This is a genomic window from Bacillus sp. LBA3-1-1.1, from assembly GCF_040676495.1.
Classification (GTDB): domain Bacteria; phylum Bacillota; class Bacilli; order Bacillales; family Bacillaceae_G; genus Bacillus_A; species Bacillus_A nitratireducens.
In genome coordinates this window covers 439891-458285 of the sequence record NZ_JBEGIB010000012.1, presented here as the reverse complement: position 1 = coordinate 458285, position 18395 = coordinate 439891, and the positions used below count along the sequence as shown (strand labels likewise).

Genomic DNA, 18395 nt, shown 5'->3' with positions numbered 1-18395 from the left:
AGAAAGGAAGAATCCTTCCTTTCTCCTATAACCTTCTACAATTAGCGAGTATATCCGCCACCAAGCTGTTGTTCTGCCATCGCTACAAGGCGTTTTGTAATTTCACCACCTACAGAACCGTTTGCACGTGAAGAAGTATCAGCTCCAAGTTGTACACCAAACTCTTGTGCAATTTCATATTTCATTTGATCTAGAGCTGCTTGTGCTCCATGTGATGCTAATTGATTAGCGTTACGATTTCTAGCCATTACCGATCACCTCCTTATTTATATATAAATTGTGTTAAATTTCAATTTAAATACATGGTAATTTTTGGTTATTTTTATTTTTAAAAAAGAGTCTCTACAATGAGAGACTCTTTCATCATTTTATATTAAGAAGTTACTACTTCTAAATTTCTATTTATTAATACTTTCATTTCTTCTTTTAATATATCTTTCGCATTATGTCCAAACCATTCGAGTGATGCGAAATGGTCAGTATCTCTCACTTCCTGAATAATCTCATCATAATTTACGATACCTTCAAATAATGGAACCATACCAATTCGACTTCCCGCTGCTGCATATACATTATTTGGTTCAAACACATGCAAATAATCTGCTGACGATATATTCTTAAAATGGTAATGTTGTATCCACGGCCTTAGTCGATGGAAACTGTCAATTGGATCTGCACCAGACTCCCATATATGAAGAAAATCAAGGTTTATTTTCAAATTCGGATGGTCTACTTCTTCTAATAATTCCAAAGTAGAGGGTAACGTGTCCGTTAACGTATTTGGATGTGTTTCTAAAAGTACATACATATTGCGCTGAGCAAATACTTCACAAATCATGCGAATTCGATTCACATACTCTTTTCTCTCCTGTTCCGAGAAATCTTCGCTTCCTTTTTGTCCAGCAAACGTACGAATTTTGTTCGTTTTAAACCAATTAGCTAGTATTGCAAGTTGTTCACATTTCTCTATCGTTTTTTCAAAATCTGCCGATAATGATATGTCTAAGTAATCACTTATCATCGTAATTTCCAAGTTTTTATCCTTTAAACAATTCAATTCTCTTTCCGTCGTTTCATACTCTTGCATATACAAATTTTGTGCATGAGTCCCCCACAATTCAATTCCTTCAAAACCGTTTTCATATGCAAATTGAACAATATCAGTAAATGAAATTAATTGATGGCGAAAGGAAATAGTACATAACGAATATTTCATAGGTTTGAACTCCCTTATCTTAAAATTCAGTTAGCTTTTTAAAATGCTAAGAAAGACTGGTTTGTTTTCATTTCTTTCCATGATAAAAACTGTCTCTCTAATTCAGCCTTAATTTGTAGTTCAATTGCATTCATTTCATCCAGCTTTTCAACAATTGATAATAACATACCTTTATTATTCGTCATTGCCATTTTAATTGCACGATACTGTACATTTGTAAATCCTTGTACAATATCTTCTACCCGATCACACCAATAATCAAATTCTTGCTCCGAATATTGCAACGTTTCACGGAAGTATGCAAAAGCATGCTCATAACTATATTTACGAATTGCAAGTACTGGTATTTGTTTTACTGCCGCTATAAGACTAGAAAGCGAGTAACCTTCTTCTTCATTTGCCATTTTTATAATTAAATTTTTCAGCTCCATAGTCAGTTCATTATCGTTTCTTTTGAATGTTTCTGTGAAATAATTCGCTACCATTTCTTCTGTTGGCTCCTGAATTTCTTCTACATCAATGATATACCCTCCACCAAATGGGTTGTCTTGAACAGAGCGAAGCACTTTTTCTCTTTCCATATTCCCTTCCCAGCGAAAATCAGGATCTAGCATGAACCATTCTTCTTCTTTCTCTGTCTTCGATATCATTAAATAATGCGGAAACGGTTTTTGATGGAATTTATTTTCCCTCTCTGGTAATAGAGACATATCAACCATTACAATGACATAGCGATTCTCTGGCTTGTTTTCTACTAATTCTAAAAAAGTTTCTACATTGCTACTTTTATCTTTTGCATGATCATACCATTCGTTCACTTTCATACCATACAATTTTTCATACCATAGTAAATAATTATCATGGTTAATATTTTCGGAGTGATACGAAATAATGCCACCTTCTGTTATATCAAAATCGCCGTCCCATAGTCCAAAATAAAATGGACGAAAATCTATATCGCTACGCCTTTTTATAATTTCACAAAAACAACTCACTAAACAGTGAACTTTAATTGAAGTCATATTCTCATCCACTTTCCTAAAGGTTAATTATTCACATTTACTTCTTATAGCGGCTGTAATTCCTCCATAAAATCAAGCAAAGATCCTACAGTAAGAAATGCTTTTGGATCTACCTCATCCTCTGGAACGCATAGCTTTAAATCCATTTCTATGTAAACTATGAGTTGTAACATCATTACCGAATCTATATATAAGTCTTGATTTAAACGCATCGTTTCTTCTAAATGTGTCACGTTTTTTAGTTCCATTTTTCCTGTCATAATTTTCAACACTTCATTTTTTAATGTTTCACGTCTCATGTTGTAACCTCTCCCATCTCTAGTAACTTTCTACTTACTTTTCCAGTTTTATTTTTCGGAATTTCAGTTACACTTTCAATCTCATGTGGAACTTTATAAGATGGTAAATGCTGAATACACCATTCTCTTATTCGCACTGGATCAATATGAGAGATTACTTTCGCTTTAACAATTTCGCCCATCACAGGATGTTTCCCTCGATATACAATTGCCTCTTGAACGCCTTCTAGTCGAAGCAGCGTTTCTTCTACTTCTATAGGAAAGACTTTTAATCCTGAAACGTTAATCACATCATCCATGCGCCCCATAAAATGAAGGCCACGCTCAGATTTATACCCCAAATCTTTCGTGAAAATTTCTTTATCGTTCATTTTCACTACGATTTCTTCAGGCATATTTTCATCTGAACCTATGCTTATACTCGCATGAGGTAGTGGATTTCCTAAATCTAAATGGCTTTTCATATCATGACATATACTAATACACCCCGCTTCAGAACAACCGTATTGCTGCATCATATATGTTGTCATTTCTTTTAGTTTATAAAATAATGCTTCTGGTAAAGGTGATCCGGATGTCATAATTTTATGAAACTGAAACGTTCCTAACGGAAAACTCCCCATAATATGTAACATAAGTGGTACTGCATATATGATATGTTTTTCTGTATTGCGAACTATATTTAATGCGAATTTAGGGTTTTTATTCGTAATGATGATAGGTTTGCTTCCCCGCGTAATCGCAGATAACGTACCACATATTAGTCCGTATGAATGTGAAACAGGAGCCATAACGATCGGCACTTCATCTACTTCACAGTTTAAAGCTTCATTATAAGCAGTAATTTCTGTATCAACTTCCGTCCATGCTCTACGAATTAGTTTCGGTTCTCCTGTTGTTCCAGAACTATATTGCAATAAAGAAGGCTCTTCTAGTAAAGAGTTCACTACTTCTAGTTTTGTAAAATCGCTATATTCTCCATATAAAATCCCTATACAATTTGCACGCTTTGCCATTTCAATAGCCGTTTCTTTTGGCGTATCTTCATGTATAAGTAATACTGATGATTTCTTTTCTTTTAAGAAAAACACAAACGTAATAATATCGAATGGATCTTTCAGACAAAGCGCAAATCTATTTCCTGCTGCTTCTTGAAATTGTTCCATTTCCTCATAAGCTTGTAATCTCAAATCAAAATCACTTTTGCTATACTCTTGTTTATTAACGATTAGCATGATTTCCCCCTATAACAACTGATTTTTGTTTGTTAAGTTGTCTTGCTCTATACAATGGATTTGGAACTTCATGAACAAGTGATTCCACATCTAAATATAAACGACGCTTCGTCAATTGCTCGGCGTAAAATGTAGGTGTATATAATTGAATCCTTTCAAACCTCTCTTTTAAATGTGGATATTTTCTAATATGATTTTCCATTTCTTCGACCACTATCATCCAAAAACTTTCTTCTTTCCATTCATATTCATCCGCAAGTACGAAAGCTAATTCTCCTACATTAAATAAGAACAGTGCATCTAGTACCATCTCTTGTAAACATTCGATACGATCCATTTCAAAGAAATCATTCATTTTTCCATTCGCATACGTTTTATGCATTTTAGTAAAGTCAGGACATTTGTCGATTTCTTTTAAGAATGGACGATAAAACTCAAGTCCTTCATGGAAATCCTTTAATGCAATACGGACAGGTAGCCCTTCTTTATGGACTAAAATCATATTTTGTCCGTGTGATTCTAATGCGATTCCATGCTCTACAACAAGATGTATAACTGGTATAATCGCTTTTTGAATAAGTAATCGTAGCCAATTTTCTATTCCATGTTTGTTTAACCATGCATCAATAACTGGCGTCCCATCTTTCTCTTTTGCATATAAGCCGTTAAAGGGCACGGCATCCTCTTGTCTATCCAAATATTTATGAACGCTTTCACGCCAAATGCATCCTAATGAACCATATACAGATTCCTTATTCGTATCATACGTTACACCCGAAAACTCATTTAAAAAAATGATGCGCGATTCATCTCTTAAATACAGATCATCACTTACAACATCATTTAACCAATTTGATATTGCTGGTGCACTCACAACAGAATATGGTTTCAGCGTACGGAGTGTTGAAGTGTTGAGTAAATTCATCGATAATTTAACGTACGGCTTCTTTGGACTCGTAATATTTCTTAACGTTCTCATTGACTGTTGCGCGCAATAATCATCCTCTGACTCATCTAAATAAATGATGCATTTATCCTGTATATGATCAGCATAATTCGGAATAATAAAGTTTTCCCACTGCCAAGGATGAACCGGAATTAACAAATACTGTTCTGGATTAGAACCTAAACCTCGAATACGATTCATATATTCTTCTATTTTCTGCTCACCAATTTCTTCTTTTAAAGTATCGCTATAAATCACTTCATTTTCATAACCTACAGTCGCATAATTCTTATGCGCTGCAATCCATATGAGTTTTATTGGTCTCATAAATTCATATCCATATTGAAAATTGTCACGATATTGAAATCCAATGCGTGCTTTATAGCTAGGATGATATGGGTGACCGTCTATTAAATGGCTTTCAAACTCATCGTAAGATTTTTGAGTGTATTCTTCCTTATTATTTCTTTCATATTGTGCAATCGTGTCTTTAAATATTGTTTGTTCTAATTCGTGAATAAAAGAATCTAATTTAGTTCGTTCTACGCTAACAACCCGAAAAACTTCTTCTAGAAATTGCGACACAGATTGTATTTCTTGTTGTTCATCTTGGACTCTTACGATTAATGAGACTAAAGAAATACGTCCAAATGTCATTCGTTCTCTTCCATAGCATTTGTATGTGACACTTTTATTTTTTTCATCAAGTCCTTGTATTATAAAAAGAATTTGTTCTTCCTTTTCTATGCGAACCGGTGTAATAATCCCCTCATAAATTAACGATTCTACTAATTGACGTAGCACTCTTCTTCGCACTGAAATGTAATCTTCTGATTCGAGCGCCTTCAATATTTTCGTGTGATACATGTCCACTCTCATAAACCCCTCCACTTTATGACAAAATACCATTATTTGTATTACGTGAAATTTTAACGCTATTTATGAACGAACAGCCACTTCCCTAACGAGTGGATTATGTACTTGCACATAAATTGCTTGCTCTAATGGATTACTTAACTCATCGACATCGAAAAATCTCGTTAGTAAATTCGCTTTACATGCCAACTTATCTGCGTCCAGCAATTCTCTTAAAAATGTAGAAGGTTCCCGATTATACGGAAGGAATGATTCAAGTACAGACCTTAATTCCGAGAGAAGAATTTCCTCCTTAATTAATCCTGCTGTGCCAAAACCATTAATGAGGCCAAACATATGATTGAAAATTAAGTAGTAACGAAATCTCTCATCTACAATATAATCGTCATATAAATTTCCAGTACGTTCTCCAATACCAGCTAATTCATTATTAAGCATCTCTTTCATTGAATTACAGAAATAAAACCCTTGATTATCACGGAAATAATATTTGACCGGATAACCATCCTTTAGCTGAACAACGCTATTTTGCTGATGAGCTTCTAATGCAACACCATACTGTAAATACATCCATACCATCGGCTTTAAAGAAATGTTCATATATCGTCTAAACCACTCTAAGCTTACTTCTTCACAGCTTCTACTTTCTAAATCTGCTAGGCGATGAATAATATTCGATAACCGAGTACGTTCCCCAGGTATAGCGTCTTGAACTAGCCCAGCAATTAATGTAGCGTCATTTGCATGTTCACTATAAAAAGGATTCTCGCGAATAATCACTTCAAATCCAGATTCTTGTGTTCCATAATTTAATGTAATAAAGGCTGGATCACAAATAAAATCAAAGCCTGGAAATCTTTCTCGTACCTCACCAATAGCCGTATTTAACATTTCCTTCCCTTCAAGACCACTCTCAAGTTCTTTCAGTTTATTAATACGCATTGAATTCGTTACTTTCACCGGAAATGAAAACTTAAGCATATACTTCGAATCCGGATGATATAGTGTCCTTAGTGATGATGTTGCCATATAATACTTACCGGCAGGACTGATATATTCAAGTACTCCTTGATCTATCCAATCCTGTACGTAAGGTTGGTGTAATAGCCATTCTGCCTGAAGCGGATGAATTGGAATTAATGAATATTCATCTTCATTACAATACTTCGATATAAATTCCTTACTAACCATCTCATCATTACTTAATTCTTCTTTTATAATCGTTGTTGTAGAATCTGCTAATAATGATTTTTCATTTACTATACTTTTATGTGCCCTAAAATAATGAAGCTGACATTCTCCTTTTAATTCTGGAGAATACATTGCACTTTTCCACTCCAAAATACCTTGTCTACTCTTTGGGGTTGGATGAGTTAAATGTCCAAATAATAAAGATTGCTCCGCCTCTATAAAGGATGTATGGAAACCATATAATTCGGATGTATCTTCTATTCTCTCTTTTGTAAATCCCTCAATATTTTGACAACTACGAATGACTCGAAGCATAAGTTCAGCAGAATTCGTCCCTTCTCCGTAGTTGATAGACATCTCTTTTATTAAAAATGTAATAACTGTAACGTAATCTGCTTTTATAACATTCTTATTTTCTCCCATTTGATAATAAAATTGTTCTCCAAACAAATGACGATCTGTTGGTGATTTATATATAACCTCTCCATACAAAGTAATGTTTTGTGCCGATAACCGACAGCATAAATAAGTAGAGCAAGTATCTCTTTGTAATGAATGGTAGAAAATATCCTCTATCCTTTTATCCTCTGTAATCCATTCTCCACTTCCTGTTTCTCTTAAATAACAATTTAAAAAACTTTGTATTGTTGCATGTTCCGCGATTTGTTTCGCACGCTGCATACTTGTCCTCCTCTTTATATGAACGCTATCGGAATTTCATATTACAGTTGATAATTGAATCTTGTTATCAATTAAGATTCTAATTGATTATCATTATCAATTCAATAGTTTATTTCAGAATTTTTAAATCTGAATAAACTTTTCTTTTTTTCAGACTTTATTTAATCTGATTAAAAATACATAAGAAAAATTCTCACTTTCAAACTACATACTTACTATTTTTTCATTAGTAATCCATCCAAAATAGTTAAACAAAAGAGGTATACCTTAATTGGTATACCTCTTTCAAACAACAAGTTTACATAATAATATTATTTATATTTCTCCAACAATACGCTGTTTCTTCTACATTCAGTCTTTCTAAAAATTTCGTATCAGTTTTTTCTGGACTATATTTTTCATAAAACTTTTTAGAAGGATTATTCGTAACTACCCAAACTAACAGCGATTGCATATTATTTTTTTGGCACTCAGATAAAAATACTTGAAATAGCCTTTTTCCTATTTTCAAGCCTTGATACTGTTGTAACACATAAATCGCATATAATTCCCTATCACAATTATATGCACCGCTTCTTTCAACTCCCCCGTCAATAAATCCGATAATTGTTCCATCCAACGTCTCTGCTACAAATCTATATTGGTGTTTATCTTCTTGTTGAAAAATGTTTTCCCATTGTTTTTCTCGTTGCCCATATGTTATATTTTCTAAAATTTTTTCAGCAAATATCCCTTTATACGTTGTTTTCCAGCTATCAACATGCACCTTTGCTATACCTGGTATATCATCTTTTATCGCTCTTCTAATATGTATTTCCATCATTTCTCCCCCTTGTTTACTCATCATTATATCAATGTATTTCCTTGAAAATCCAAATAAAAAAGAGTGAATTCACTTCACTCTTTTTTATCATAATTATCTACTTTCAACTTCAACTGAGACAACACGATCAATCTCTTTTAGAGAACTGTATAACTCAGTTGTATATAAATCTTCTGGAGCTAAAATAACCATCTCCAATTGCTGGAATGCTCCATTATCAATATCTTTAATTTTCACTCGTTTCACATGCATACCTAAATTTTTAATTTGCTTAAATATACCATCTAATTCTTGATGCTCTTTTACAGTAATTTTTATAGATAAGTCCTTTTGTCTTAATGAATAAGGGCCTGCAATTTTCACAATTTGCGGAAGTACGTTAATCGCTAAAATAATTAAAATCATAGCAACCGTCGCTTGTATATAAAATCCTGCTCCAATCGCAATACCTAAAGCTGAAGCAGCCCACACCATAGAAGCTGTCGTTAATCCCGAAATAACGTCATTACTTCTTCGTAAAATTACCCCTGCTCCAAGAAAACCGATACCACTTACAATTTGGGCAGCAAGACGCATTGGATCCATATTTGTATGACCCGGTACAGAATAAACATTCACTGATTCAATTGAAACCATTGTAATTAAACAACTCGCTACGGAAATAACCATACTTGTTTTCACACCAAGCGGTTTATTCTTTAGCTGCCTATCTATTCCGATGAATAATCCTAAAAAGAGTGCTAAACCTAATTTGAATAAAAATTCATATGACATAATTCAATCTCCTTACTTTACAATGTTTCCCTTGGAATAATTCACTATAACTCTTTTATGATATCAATTCCAGTCTTTTCTATTCATTTAACGACAAAAGCCGAAAAAACATTTTTTATTATAATGTTTTTCCGGCTTTTTCTATAGATTTTTTATCGTAATTAAGATACTTCTTTATTTTTGTTCTTTAATCTTAATTTGTGCATCTTTATAAAATGCTAATTTATTATCATTATACTCTTTTGTATGTTTATTAAATTGTTCTTTCGCCTTTTGCGCTTCCACATTTAACCCATTAACAGTTTTAACTTTTTCACCAATTTCTTTTAACTTCGTTTCTTTTACTTTTAATTTTTCATACAGCTCTTTTTCAGTCGCTAACGCCTTCGTGTAATTCTCATTCATCTTTTGGAAGGCATCATAACGATTTTTATACGATTCTTCTACTGTTTTTGCTTGTTTTTGTAATTTCTTATCTTCGAGTTTTTCAATATTACTTTGAACAGATGTCGTTTCTTTCTGCGCTTTTTCTAACTGTTCCTTCTCGTTTTTCAATACTTTTTCACGCTCGTCTACATTTGCAGTAGCTTGCTCTATTTTCTTTGAAACTGCTTCATTATGCTCTTTACCTTCTTGTAAAATTTGAGAATAAAGTTCTTGTCCTTGCTGTTCTAACTTCTCTATTTTTTTTGTGTCATCTGCTAAAGATTTTTCTTGTGTAGCTGCTGCTTCAAAAGCCGTAAATAAATTTTCTTCTGGCTTTTCACCAAAACAACCTGATAATAATCCTACTGATAATGCTCCAACTACTGCTACTTTTCCATATTTCAACATCAATTCCTCCATTACATACGGTTATCATGCCAGAGGTTCACGGGGAAGTGATTCTCTTCATGATATGCTTCAAACTCATAACCCTTTTCTTTTAGACCCTTTAATATTGCTGGCACAGCTGCGACTGATTGCGGATGAATATCATGCATTAAAATGACTTCTTGAGGATTTGTTGCACCAGCTAATACATTTTGAGCGATTTGTGCTGCCGCTGCATCGACTGGTACTTTATTGTATTTCCAGTCTAAAGAATCAATTGTCCAGTCCCATACTTTAAGACCACCCTCTACTACTTTGTTTCGAAGGTCTTCATTTAAACCAGGCTTCGACCCGTATGGTGGACGTGTTAATTTAGGTGATTTCCCAATAATATTTGCGATTAAGCTTTGATCTTCTTTCATTTCATTAACATATTCGCCATTTTTATATAACTTCGCAAAATTGTGTGTCATACTATGCATTCCAACATAATGACCCTCTGCATTTTCACGTTTTACTAAATCAGGAAACGCTTTTACATTCGCTCCGATTAAAAAGAATGTCGCCTTCGCATCATGCTGTTTTAACATATTTAATAATTCAGCCGTATATTTTCCTGGCCCATCATCAAATGTAAGATAAGCAACTTTTCTTTCCACTCCGTTAAAACGACTTGGTGCCGTTTTATTCATTTCAACTTTCGATTGTTCACTTGCAAGCTGCACTACATTTTCTTGTTTCGCTACAGCTTTTGCTGGTGAAGTAATAGATTGAAACATGAAATACCCAATAGCTACTATTGCAATCGCTATTAAAACGACTACTACACGTTTAAAGTTAAAAGCCTTTTCCATTCTATCGAATTCCTCTCTCTATTAATCTCATATATAAATCACCCAATATAATTATACATCTATTTATTTTTATTACACTATATAAACATACTTTATATAAAATTATAGTGGGAGTTTTATCAAAATTGTTGTTCCTACTCTTTCTCTACTTGTAATACTAAGCGTACCACCATGAAGCTCCACCATTTTTTTTACGATAGCTAATCCAATACCTGCGCCCTCAATATGGTTATTAATCTGATAAAATGACTGCTCTATAAATGGTAGATGCTCTTTAGCAATTCCAATACCTTGATCTGTCACCTTAATCACGGCTTTTCCTTCACTTTTGGCCGCTTCAATGTAAATTGTACCTTTTTCATTTGAATATTTAATAGCATTATGAATAATATTTAGAAAAACTTGTTTTAGTCTATTTCGATCTCCTACTAGTTCTACTCGTTCTAAATTAGCGACTAGTTGAATCTGTTTCTCTTCTGATTTAGGAGTTAATTGCCAAATCGTCTCTTCTAGTATATCGTACAATTGCACCTTTTGTTTATATAAATTAAAATGATTTGACTGCAATCTTGAAAAATCTAGTAACTCTTCTACTAAATGTATCAATCGGTCTGTTTCACCTGAAATAATTCCCATACCTTGCTTTATTTCTTCATCTGTTAAATGATCTACTGTTTTTAACGTCTCACTCCACCCTTTAATCCCTGTTAAAGGTGTTCGTATTTCATGCGAAATAGAGGCAATAAATTCATTTTTCATTTGCTCAGCTTTTTCTATTTTATCGGCCATATAATTTAAACTATGTGCTAACTCACCTAATTCACCAGGATAATCTTCTTTAATTTGCTCCTTTAATGTACCTTCTGCAATTTGCGAAGAAGCATGAATAATAGATTCGATAGGTTTCACAAACGAATTCGCCAATCGTCTACTTATTAAAAATACGATACCTGAGATGACAATTCCAACTGAAATAGTAAACAAAATAATTTCGATTATCTTTGCATTGACATCTGTTAACACAGTCGTATATTTTAAAACGCCAATAGTTTGTCCTTGATGAATCAGTGGACTATATACTTCTAATTGTTTCACACCATCTTTCGTAATAGTAACTTGATTATACATTTCTCCTTCTAGTAAAGAATATGGAATAATCACTTTACCTTCCACCTTTTGTCCACTTGACGACTGTATAATCGTACCATGACGATCAATCAATTGTAATTCCGTTCCTTCTAATTGGAAACTCTCAATTATTTCTCCGCTATATTCTTGCAAGCGAATAAAATATAGTGAATTGTATTCCGAGAAAAAACGTGTACTTGTCTTTGCATGAGATTCAACATATTGCACAATACCATTATAATAATATCGATAAATGGAAACTGAAAATACTACTTCAAATAATACAAGCATAAGTATAATGACCGTCATAAAATATAAAGTCACTTTCCGTCTCATCTTATAGTTTCCTTCCACACATATCCTTTTCCCCACACAGTATGGATAAACTCTGGTTCTGACGGATTACATTCTATCTTTTGACGTAACCGTCTCATATTTACATCGACTACCTTCGTCTCGCCTACGTAATTAGTTCCCCAAATCATATTTAAAATTTCATCACGCGAAACCGGCTTCGAAGCCTGATTCATTAAATACTGTAGTATCATGTACTCCGTAGGGGTTAAATCAACTAATTGTCCAGCTTTATATAATCTTTCTTCTATGATATTTAACGAAAACGGACCAGACGTGATTGTATTCGTTTTTTCTTCATGTACTTCTATTCTTCTTAATAAAGATTGTATACGTGCAATTAATTCTACTGGACTAAACGGCTTTGCGATATAATCATCTGCACCAATTCCTAGCCCTTGTACTTTATCTTCATTTTGTACACGTGCAGTTAGCATAATAATACCCATTTTTTTATTTTCTTCCCGGATAGCTTTACAAACTTGAAAACCATCAATCCCCGGCAACATAACATCAAGTAACGCTACATTAACAGTTTGTTCACTTAAAATCTGTAACGCTTCTTCTCCAGTACTAGCTTCTAATACATAAAATCCAGCACGTTTCAAATTTAAGACAATAAAGCTACGGATTGGTATTTCATCTTCTAAAACTAAAATTGCTGACATAATTCCCACCTCCCTACTCTTGTTGATAATCCGCTAGCGGTTTTATATATGCTTTTACTTTTTCAAATTTAGATTGCTTCGGTACTGCATATACGTGAGAAGCCGTTTTAACTGCTGCCTCGTATCCTTTTATTTTGAACCATTCTTTCCGCTTAAAAATATGGACTTCAAGCCATATTTCATTTGTAGTTACATCTATAAATTTTTGAACATCCGATGCGTCTTGCTGAACTGGGACAGTTATTTTTCCAATTAGCGCTTGAGGGATTTTGACAAAATAACCTTTCTCTATATTGACATATCTTTCTTCTATCGGTTTAATTCCCTCTTCACTCCACTGTATATAACGTTCAAACATCGTGCTCTCTCCGTACGATACCTCTTCCCAACCTTTTGGACGCACAGTACGAACAAATTCAATAATACCGTCCTCATTAACGTCTTTACTTTCCACAACATACTCATTGAATAAGTCTTCTTTCCCATCCATAGGTAGTACTTCATAATGATCCTTATCAAATTTCGCTACATATGTTATACCTGAATGAGCCCCAATTCCTGTATCAATTACAATTGCCTTTAATGTTTTAGAAATATGGCCCATTTGTATTCTTTGAATACTATTTATAAAAGGATCAAATGTAACTTCTGATACTGTCTTAAACTGTTCCATAAACTCAACTTTCAATTGTTCGTCTTTTTTATACGTAACAAGACTTATATCATTAAGGCCATTTTGATTTAAATCCTCTATAAATAACTTCGTATATTGCCGATTATAAATCTCCTTCATATCATCATTTTCTTCCGAAAAAGCATACATTACATGTTCTAAAGATTCACGACTTACAGTAATCCCAATTAATAACTCTCGCTTTCCGTTCCCTGTAAAATCACCGACTTTAACGATATCTATATCCTCACCATCAAATGTATGAGTGGACTTTAGTTTCCAGCCATTGTTGCTTTCCGCATAAATAGCTAAGTATATACTCCAATCTTCATTCGGTAATTTATAAAATACAATCGCTTCTTTTTTATTATCTTGTTTAAAATCCATTGACCAAATCATCTGTTTACCTTTATTAGACATTGGAGTAAGCAATCGATAATTAACAGGCAAATCTTTATCTATTTGCTCTTTTAATTCATTCATCCACTTTTCATTTGCAGGAGCTGCCATTAAACTTGTTGGAGCTTCAGACATTTTACATCCAGTCAATATAAAAATGATTCCCAAAATGCTTATCCATTTCTGCATATGATATCTTTCCTTACTACAGATTTTAAGTATTTCTCTATACTTTTTGCTTCTCCAATATACTCATATATATGAGTATAATTTTTCTAAAATAAAAAATCGTTACAGAAAAGTTACAATTATATTCCCATAAAAAAAGATTGGCGAAGGCCAATCTTTTTTGACTATTCATTTCGAGTTGGTTTTGGTGTAACACCTAAATGCTCATTTAACTTAGTCGAAATATCTTTCACATTTTTTTCGTTTGGAATGTAATAATAAATACCACCAATACGTTTATCAGTACCTTCAATTTGCATCTTTTCCATTTGCAAATCTGATCCTGCCATATTTTTCGTAATAGCAAGCATATCATCAAATGTTAAATTTGTTTTCATATTTTTATCAACTGCATCAAGTAAAGAGCCCATTTTACTAATTGATTGAACAGACATAGCTTTTTTCGCAATTGCTTCAATTACAAGTTGTTGTCTTTGACCACGCATTGCGTCACTATCAATTTTACGCGTTCTAGCAAGCGCAAGGGCTTGTTCACCATTTAAATGTTGGTAACCTTTTTCTAAATGAATCATACCTGCTTGGTCTTTACTATCTTGTTCAGTGAAAGTAACCGGTACATCAATATCAATACCACCAATTGAATCGACAATTTGTACGAATGATTCAAAGTTAAACTTCACATAATAATCAACAGGAACATTTAAAAATCTTTCCACTGTATCTCTTGTGCTTTCAACACCGCCAAATACGTGGGCGTGTGTAATTTTATCTAATTTCTTTCTAGTTGGAATATAAACACGTGAATCACGCGGAATACTTACTAATTTAACTGATTTATCATCTTTATTAATTGTCGCTAATAAAAGTGCATCTGTTCGAACAGCTTCACCATATTGATCTTTTCTCATTTCACTTCCATCTACACCCATGATTAAAATTGAAATATTGTCCTTTAAAGGTTCAACTTCTTTATCACGCTTTGATGACTTATCAATTTTTGCATACGCATCACTTACAACAGCTTTTGCTTTGTTATATATAAACGATCCATATCCTACTCCTCCAAAAATAAGTAGGAAAAATGGAATTAAAATGAACCATTTTATTGACTTTCGTTTAGAACGTTTTTTATTGCTTCTCGTATTTTGTTCTAATTCAGAGCTCATGTTCATTCTCCTCTCTTTCTCTTTTCCTAGTATAATGTATGTCTAGTAATCTTCATATTGAATTTCCTTTCAATCACCTTACATTTTTGTAAGGTTACATCATGAATCCAATATGTATTCCATTTCACATTATACTCTTGTGCTTATTTTTGGCAAGTCACTGTTTATCAACTTCAAAAATTTAACACTTCAAAACATTTGAAATTACAGATTTATCATTCTTTTATTGCAGATAGTAAGATTTTCACCTCACAATTTAGCAGGAATAAAGAGTCCAGTTTGTGCCGTAAAATCTTGATTGGTGCGGACTATTAATCAGTGAGGGATAAATCCCCCACTGATTAAAGTTTCACTTTATTATTTTTCATTTGGTGTGTACATTACTTGTTTCCCATTATTATTAATTAAAGCTGATTTTGCTTTTATTTTCATTTTTTCTATTTCCACATCTTCATTTGAGAAATTCACAATGATTTTAATATCTTTTCCATAAGAAGCAGATTGTACTAACTTATCTTCTGACAGATATGCAAAGTCCGTCATTTCTTCTTTTACTGCCTTTTTATGAACTTCATTCCAAACTTTCAGATGCTCTGTAATTTCTTTTTTATGCTTATTCCACTCTACTGCATCTAAATGGTACAACGGCGGAACATTATACAATAACTCATATAGCATACGGCTTCCTACCTCATCTTTTACTTTCAAACTTCCCCATTCCCAGTGATGCGTTGTAATAACAGAATCGTTGTATACTAATTTATATAACGGAACCGAATATACTGGATTTAAATATACTTGTTTATATTCTTCTTTCAACGGTACTTGTTTTGCATATTTTTCGGGAACATTTTGATTTGGTGAATAATATCCACCGACATAATACGGGCTTGTTTTGTTTTTCCTCATATCTTCATCGTCCCATTTAATAACTGGAGTTTCAATTCCATGAGCAAATGCAATCGTACTACTTGCAAAGTCATTTCCGCCCTCAGAGCCAACTACCATACCTTTTTCTTGGGCAATATAATCCATTCGTTGTAATCTTGCTTTTAAGTCTTGTTCTTGTGTCGTTATATGTTTTGCTGAATAGTCATCATAAATTTCACCTGTGGCATCACAATCAATAAACCATGAATTATATTTAGGACCATTTTGTAATATATCGTTCATTCTTTCTTTTACGCTAGGAAGTGATAATGTCGGATTTAGTTTTCTTCCTCTACCTAAAAATCCTTGCACCTTTTCTCCATTTTTCTTCGTTACAGTAGCCTCTTCATATAACGATGGATCATTAAAAGATGCTGTATTCCAATTCTTATCACCTTTCTCATGAATTGAGTGATAAGAATCATACGGACCAACTAAATATCCCATTTTCTTAGCTTCTGTAACGAAATTAGGCTGCATATATCCTTGTTCCCAGTTCGGTAGACCAATCCACGCTTTGTCTATTCCTGCTTCTTTCATTTCCTTTATAATATCTGTCCCATCTGCGTTATCCCATTTACTTACTTCTTCAACCGCATCACCAAGTATCGACTTTAATAAATGCTTATTTAAGTTATATAACTCCATATTCGATAAGTGATCTATGCCTTTCTTTAATAGTGCACTAGCTTCCTGATCAACTTTAGGAAAAATATCCTCTTTATAAAATCCCTTCATTGATAATACTTCGTTTACATAACGCAAAATAACATTTTTTTGATACTTATCGATGAAATCTTGTTTACTTACTTGCTCAAATACATTCAATTCCCCAGGCTCTGAACTATTCTTTTGAATAAGCTCTTTTATATGGCTAAACACAGGGCTATTTATTTGCTCTCTTAGCTTCGGCCAATTTACGTTACTTTCTGATAAACCATTTTGATTCCAAAAGTAAAAATGAGCTGCCCCGTAAAGTTTTTCGATTTCTTTATTTTTTCTTGCCTTTTCTTGTAATGTTTTAAATTCACCTTTTCGAGCAATATTATCCTTATACAGTTTAGCAATACTTACTGCATCATCATTTGTCACATATAACTGAAATCCGTACGTTTTATTTTTATTTATACTCGGGAATTCATGTGTAAAATCAAATCCTATTTTCGGATCCGAATGAAATTTCAATTCATTATTAAACATATTGTTTGCAATATAAACAATCGAATATTTCGAACCATTTAATGCGAAAAACTTCATAGAAAATGATTCAGCAAATGAATATGAATCATCCTTTAAAAACTTCTTCCAATTCTCATCATTACTTGGGATTTGCTTACCTTCCCATAACGGAAGTATATAATTTTCAGCTTGTACTTTCGGCCATGTAAAGCTTTCTGCACCAGTCGATTCCACTTCAATATTTAAGTAATCTTTTTTCTTTTCTAAGTTTACTTTTACTTTTTCATCTGGATATTCCCACGATGTGCGATCCTTATCTTTTTTTACATTCGACACCTTCATTTTCGGTAGCGGTTGTGATGCCTGTTCCTTTACACCATCGTGTTCTACAGTTAACTCGAAAGTCTCTGGATTTACATCGTAAGTAAAATCTTTATACGTCGCTTTCTTTATTTTAGACTCTTGTACAGCATTATTACCTTTTACATCACACCCGACTAAAGTCGAAAATGACATAGTTGTAAGAAGACATATTGCTATCATTTTTTTCATTTTCTGCACCTCCACCACTGAATATACAGGGGCTTTGTTACAGGAATGTGGCAAAAAATAATAGAGCTAGCGGCGCTAGCTCTATTATGAGTATAAAAAAATTCACGAATAACTATTATCTGATTTAAAGAAAATATGTAATACAATGGGACTTTAATCCTAGTTTTTTATTCGCACTAATAATTAGAATTTCACCAAGCTTTCCTTAAGTAAAAAAAGTAAGTGTATATTATATATCCTAAAACTAGCACTAAAATTAATATCCCTGTGCCTTTCCAATTCATGCCCCCTGTCATATCAACAGGGCTACCTGATTCCGCTCTATTGAGCCCATCATTCAAAGAACCGGTAGGGTTATTTTTCAACTCACTTTGTCTTATGTGTTCTCTTTTTTCTTCTGGTGACTCTTTTGAACTCATATAATCAC

The 18395-nt window shown here is 33.2% G+C and carries 17 protein-coding genes; all 17 read right to left on the bottom strand.

Going from position 1 to position 18395, the window contains the following annotated elements:
• Positions 1-41: 41 nt before the first annotated feature.
• Positions 42-248 carry an alpha/beta-type small acid-soluble spore protein gene (locus tag MRBLBA3_RS13295; RefSeq protein ID WP_000113539.1) on the bottom strand — a complete coding sequence of 69 codons (207 nt, stop codon included), beginning with the start codon at positions 246-248 and terminating at the stop codon, positions 42-44.
• Positions 249-373: 125 nt separating this feature from the next.
• Complete coding sequence (gene asbF, locus MRBLBA3_RS13290; protein WP_212090373.1) at positions 374-1216, bottom strand: petrobactin biosynthesis 3-dehydroshikimate dehydratase AsbF; 843 nt, start codon at positions 1214-1216, stop codon at positions 374-376.
• 38 nt (positions 1217-1254) lie between these two features.
• Positions 1255-2238 carry a petrobactin biosynthesis protein AsbE gene (gene asbE / locus MRBLBA3_RS13285; protein WP_363381607.1) on the bottom strand — a complete coding sequence of 328 codons (984 nt, stop codon included), beginning with the start codon at positions 2236-2238 and terminating at the stop codon, positions 1255-1257.
• 44 nt (positions 2239-2282) lie between these two features.
• Entirely contained in the window at positions 2283-2537 is a 255-nt protein-coding gene (gene asbD / locus MRBLBA3_RS13280; protein WP_088007802.1) for a petrobactin biosynthesis protein AsbD, read from the bottom strand.
• A complete protein-coding gene (gene asbC, locus MRBLBA3_RS13275) occupies positions 2534-3772 on the bottom strand; it encodes a 3,4-dihydroxybenzoic acid-AMP ligase AsbC (RefSeq protein ID WP_363381605.1) in 1239 nt (412 codons plus the stop codon). Before asbC ends, asbD begins: the two co-directional genes overlap by 4 nt.
• Positions 3759-5597 (bottom strand): IucA/IucC family protein, encoded by a 1839-nt coding sequence (locus tag MRBLBA3_RS13270; protein ID WP_363381603.1) that lies wholly within the window; start codon positions 5595-5597, stop codon positions 3759-3761. Before MRBLBA3_RS13270 ends, asbC begins: the two co-directional genes overlap by 14 nt.
• Before the next feature lie 60 nt (positions 5598-5657).
• Positions 5658-7466 (bottom strand): petrobactin biosynthesis protein AsbA, encoded by a 1809-nt coding sequence (gene asbA / locus MRBLBA3_RS13265; RefSeq protein WP_363381601.1) that lies wholly within the window; start codon positions 7464-7466, stop codon positions 5658-5660.
• 298 nt (positions 7467-7764) lie between these two features.
• Positions 7765-8286 (bottom strand): GNAT family N-acetyltransferase, encoded by a 522-nt coding sequence (locus MRBLBA3_RS13260; RefSeq protein ID WP_363381676.1) that lies wholly within the window; start codon positions 8284-8286, stop codon positions 7765-7767.
• Between the two features lie 96 nt (positions 8287-8382).
• Positions 8383-9063, bottom strand: a complete 681-nt coding sequence (locus MRBLBA3_RS13255; RefSeq protein WP_000119498.1) for an MgtC/SapB family protein — start codon at positions 9061-9063, stop codon at positions 8383-8385.
• Positions 9064-9237: 174 nt separating this feature from the next.
• The gene (locus MRBLBA3_RS13250; protein ID WP_363381674.1) at positions 9238-9894 is read right to left on the bottom strand and encodes a YkyA family protein; all 657 of its coding nucleotides are present in this window, start codon (positions 9892-9894) and stop codon (positions 9238-9240) included.
• A gap of 14 nt (positions 9895-9908) precedes the next feature.
• A complete protein-coding gene (locus tag MRBLBA3_RS13245; protein ID WP_000409396.1) occupies positions 9909-10730 on the bottom strand; it encodes a peptidoglycan-N-acetylglucosamine deacetylase in 822 nt (273 codons plus the stop codon).
• A gap of 102 nt (positions 10731-10832) precedes the next feature.
• On the bottom strand, positions 10833-12194 hold the full coding sequence (locus MRBLBA3_RS13240) for a sensor histidine kinase (RefSeq protein WP_001253239.1): 1362 nt from the start codon (positions 12192-12194) through the stop codon (positions 10833-10835).
• A complete protein-coding gene (locus MRBLBA3_RS13235; protein ID WP_363381598.1) occupies positions 12191-12880 on the bottom strand; it encodes a response regulator transcription factor in 690 nt (229 codons plus the stop codon). Before MRBLBA3_RS13235 ends, MRBLBA3_RS13240 begins: the two co-directional genes overlap by 4 nt.
• Positions 12881-12893: 13 nt before the next feature.
• Positions 12894-14141 carry a hypothetical protein gene (locus tag MRBLBA3_RS13230; protein ID WP_363381596.1) on the bottom strand — a complete coding sequence of 416 codons (1248 nt, stop codon included), beginning with the start codon at positions 14139-14141 and terminating at the stop codon, positions 12894-12896.
• A gap of 164 nt (positions 14142-14305) precedes the next feature.
• Positions 14306-15307 (bottom strand): LCP family protein, encoded by a 1002-nt coding sequence (locus tag MRBLBA3_RS13225; protein WP_000093637.1) that lies wholly within the window; start codon positions 15305-15307, stop codon positions 14306-14308.
• Positions 15308-15664: 357 nt separating this feature from the next.
• Positions 15665-17968 (bottom strand): glycoside hydrolase, encoded by a 2304-nt coding sequence (locus tag MRBLBA3_RS13220; RefSeq protein ID WP_363381594.1) that lies wholly within the window; start codon positions 17966-17968, stop codon positions 15665-15667.
• A 191-nt stretch (positions 17969-18159) separates the two neighbouring features.
• Positions 18160-18387 (bottom strand): DUF6366 family protein, encoded by a 228-nt coding sequence (locus MRBLBA3_RS13215; protein ID WP_363381592.1) that lies wholly within the window; start codon positions 18385-18387, stop codon positions 18160-18162.
• Between the last annotated feature and the right edge of the window lie 8 nt (positions 18388-18395).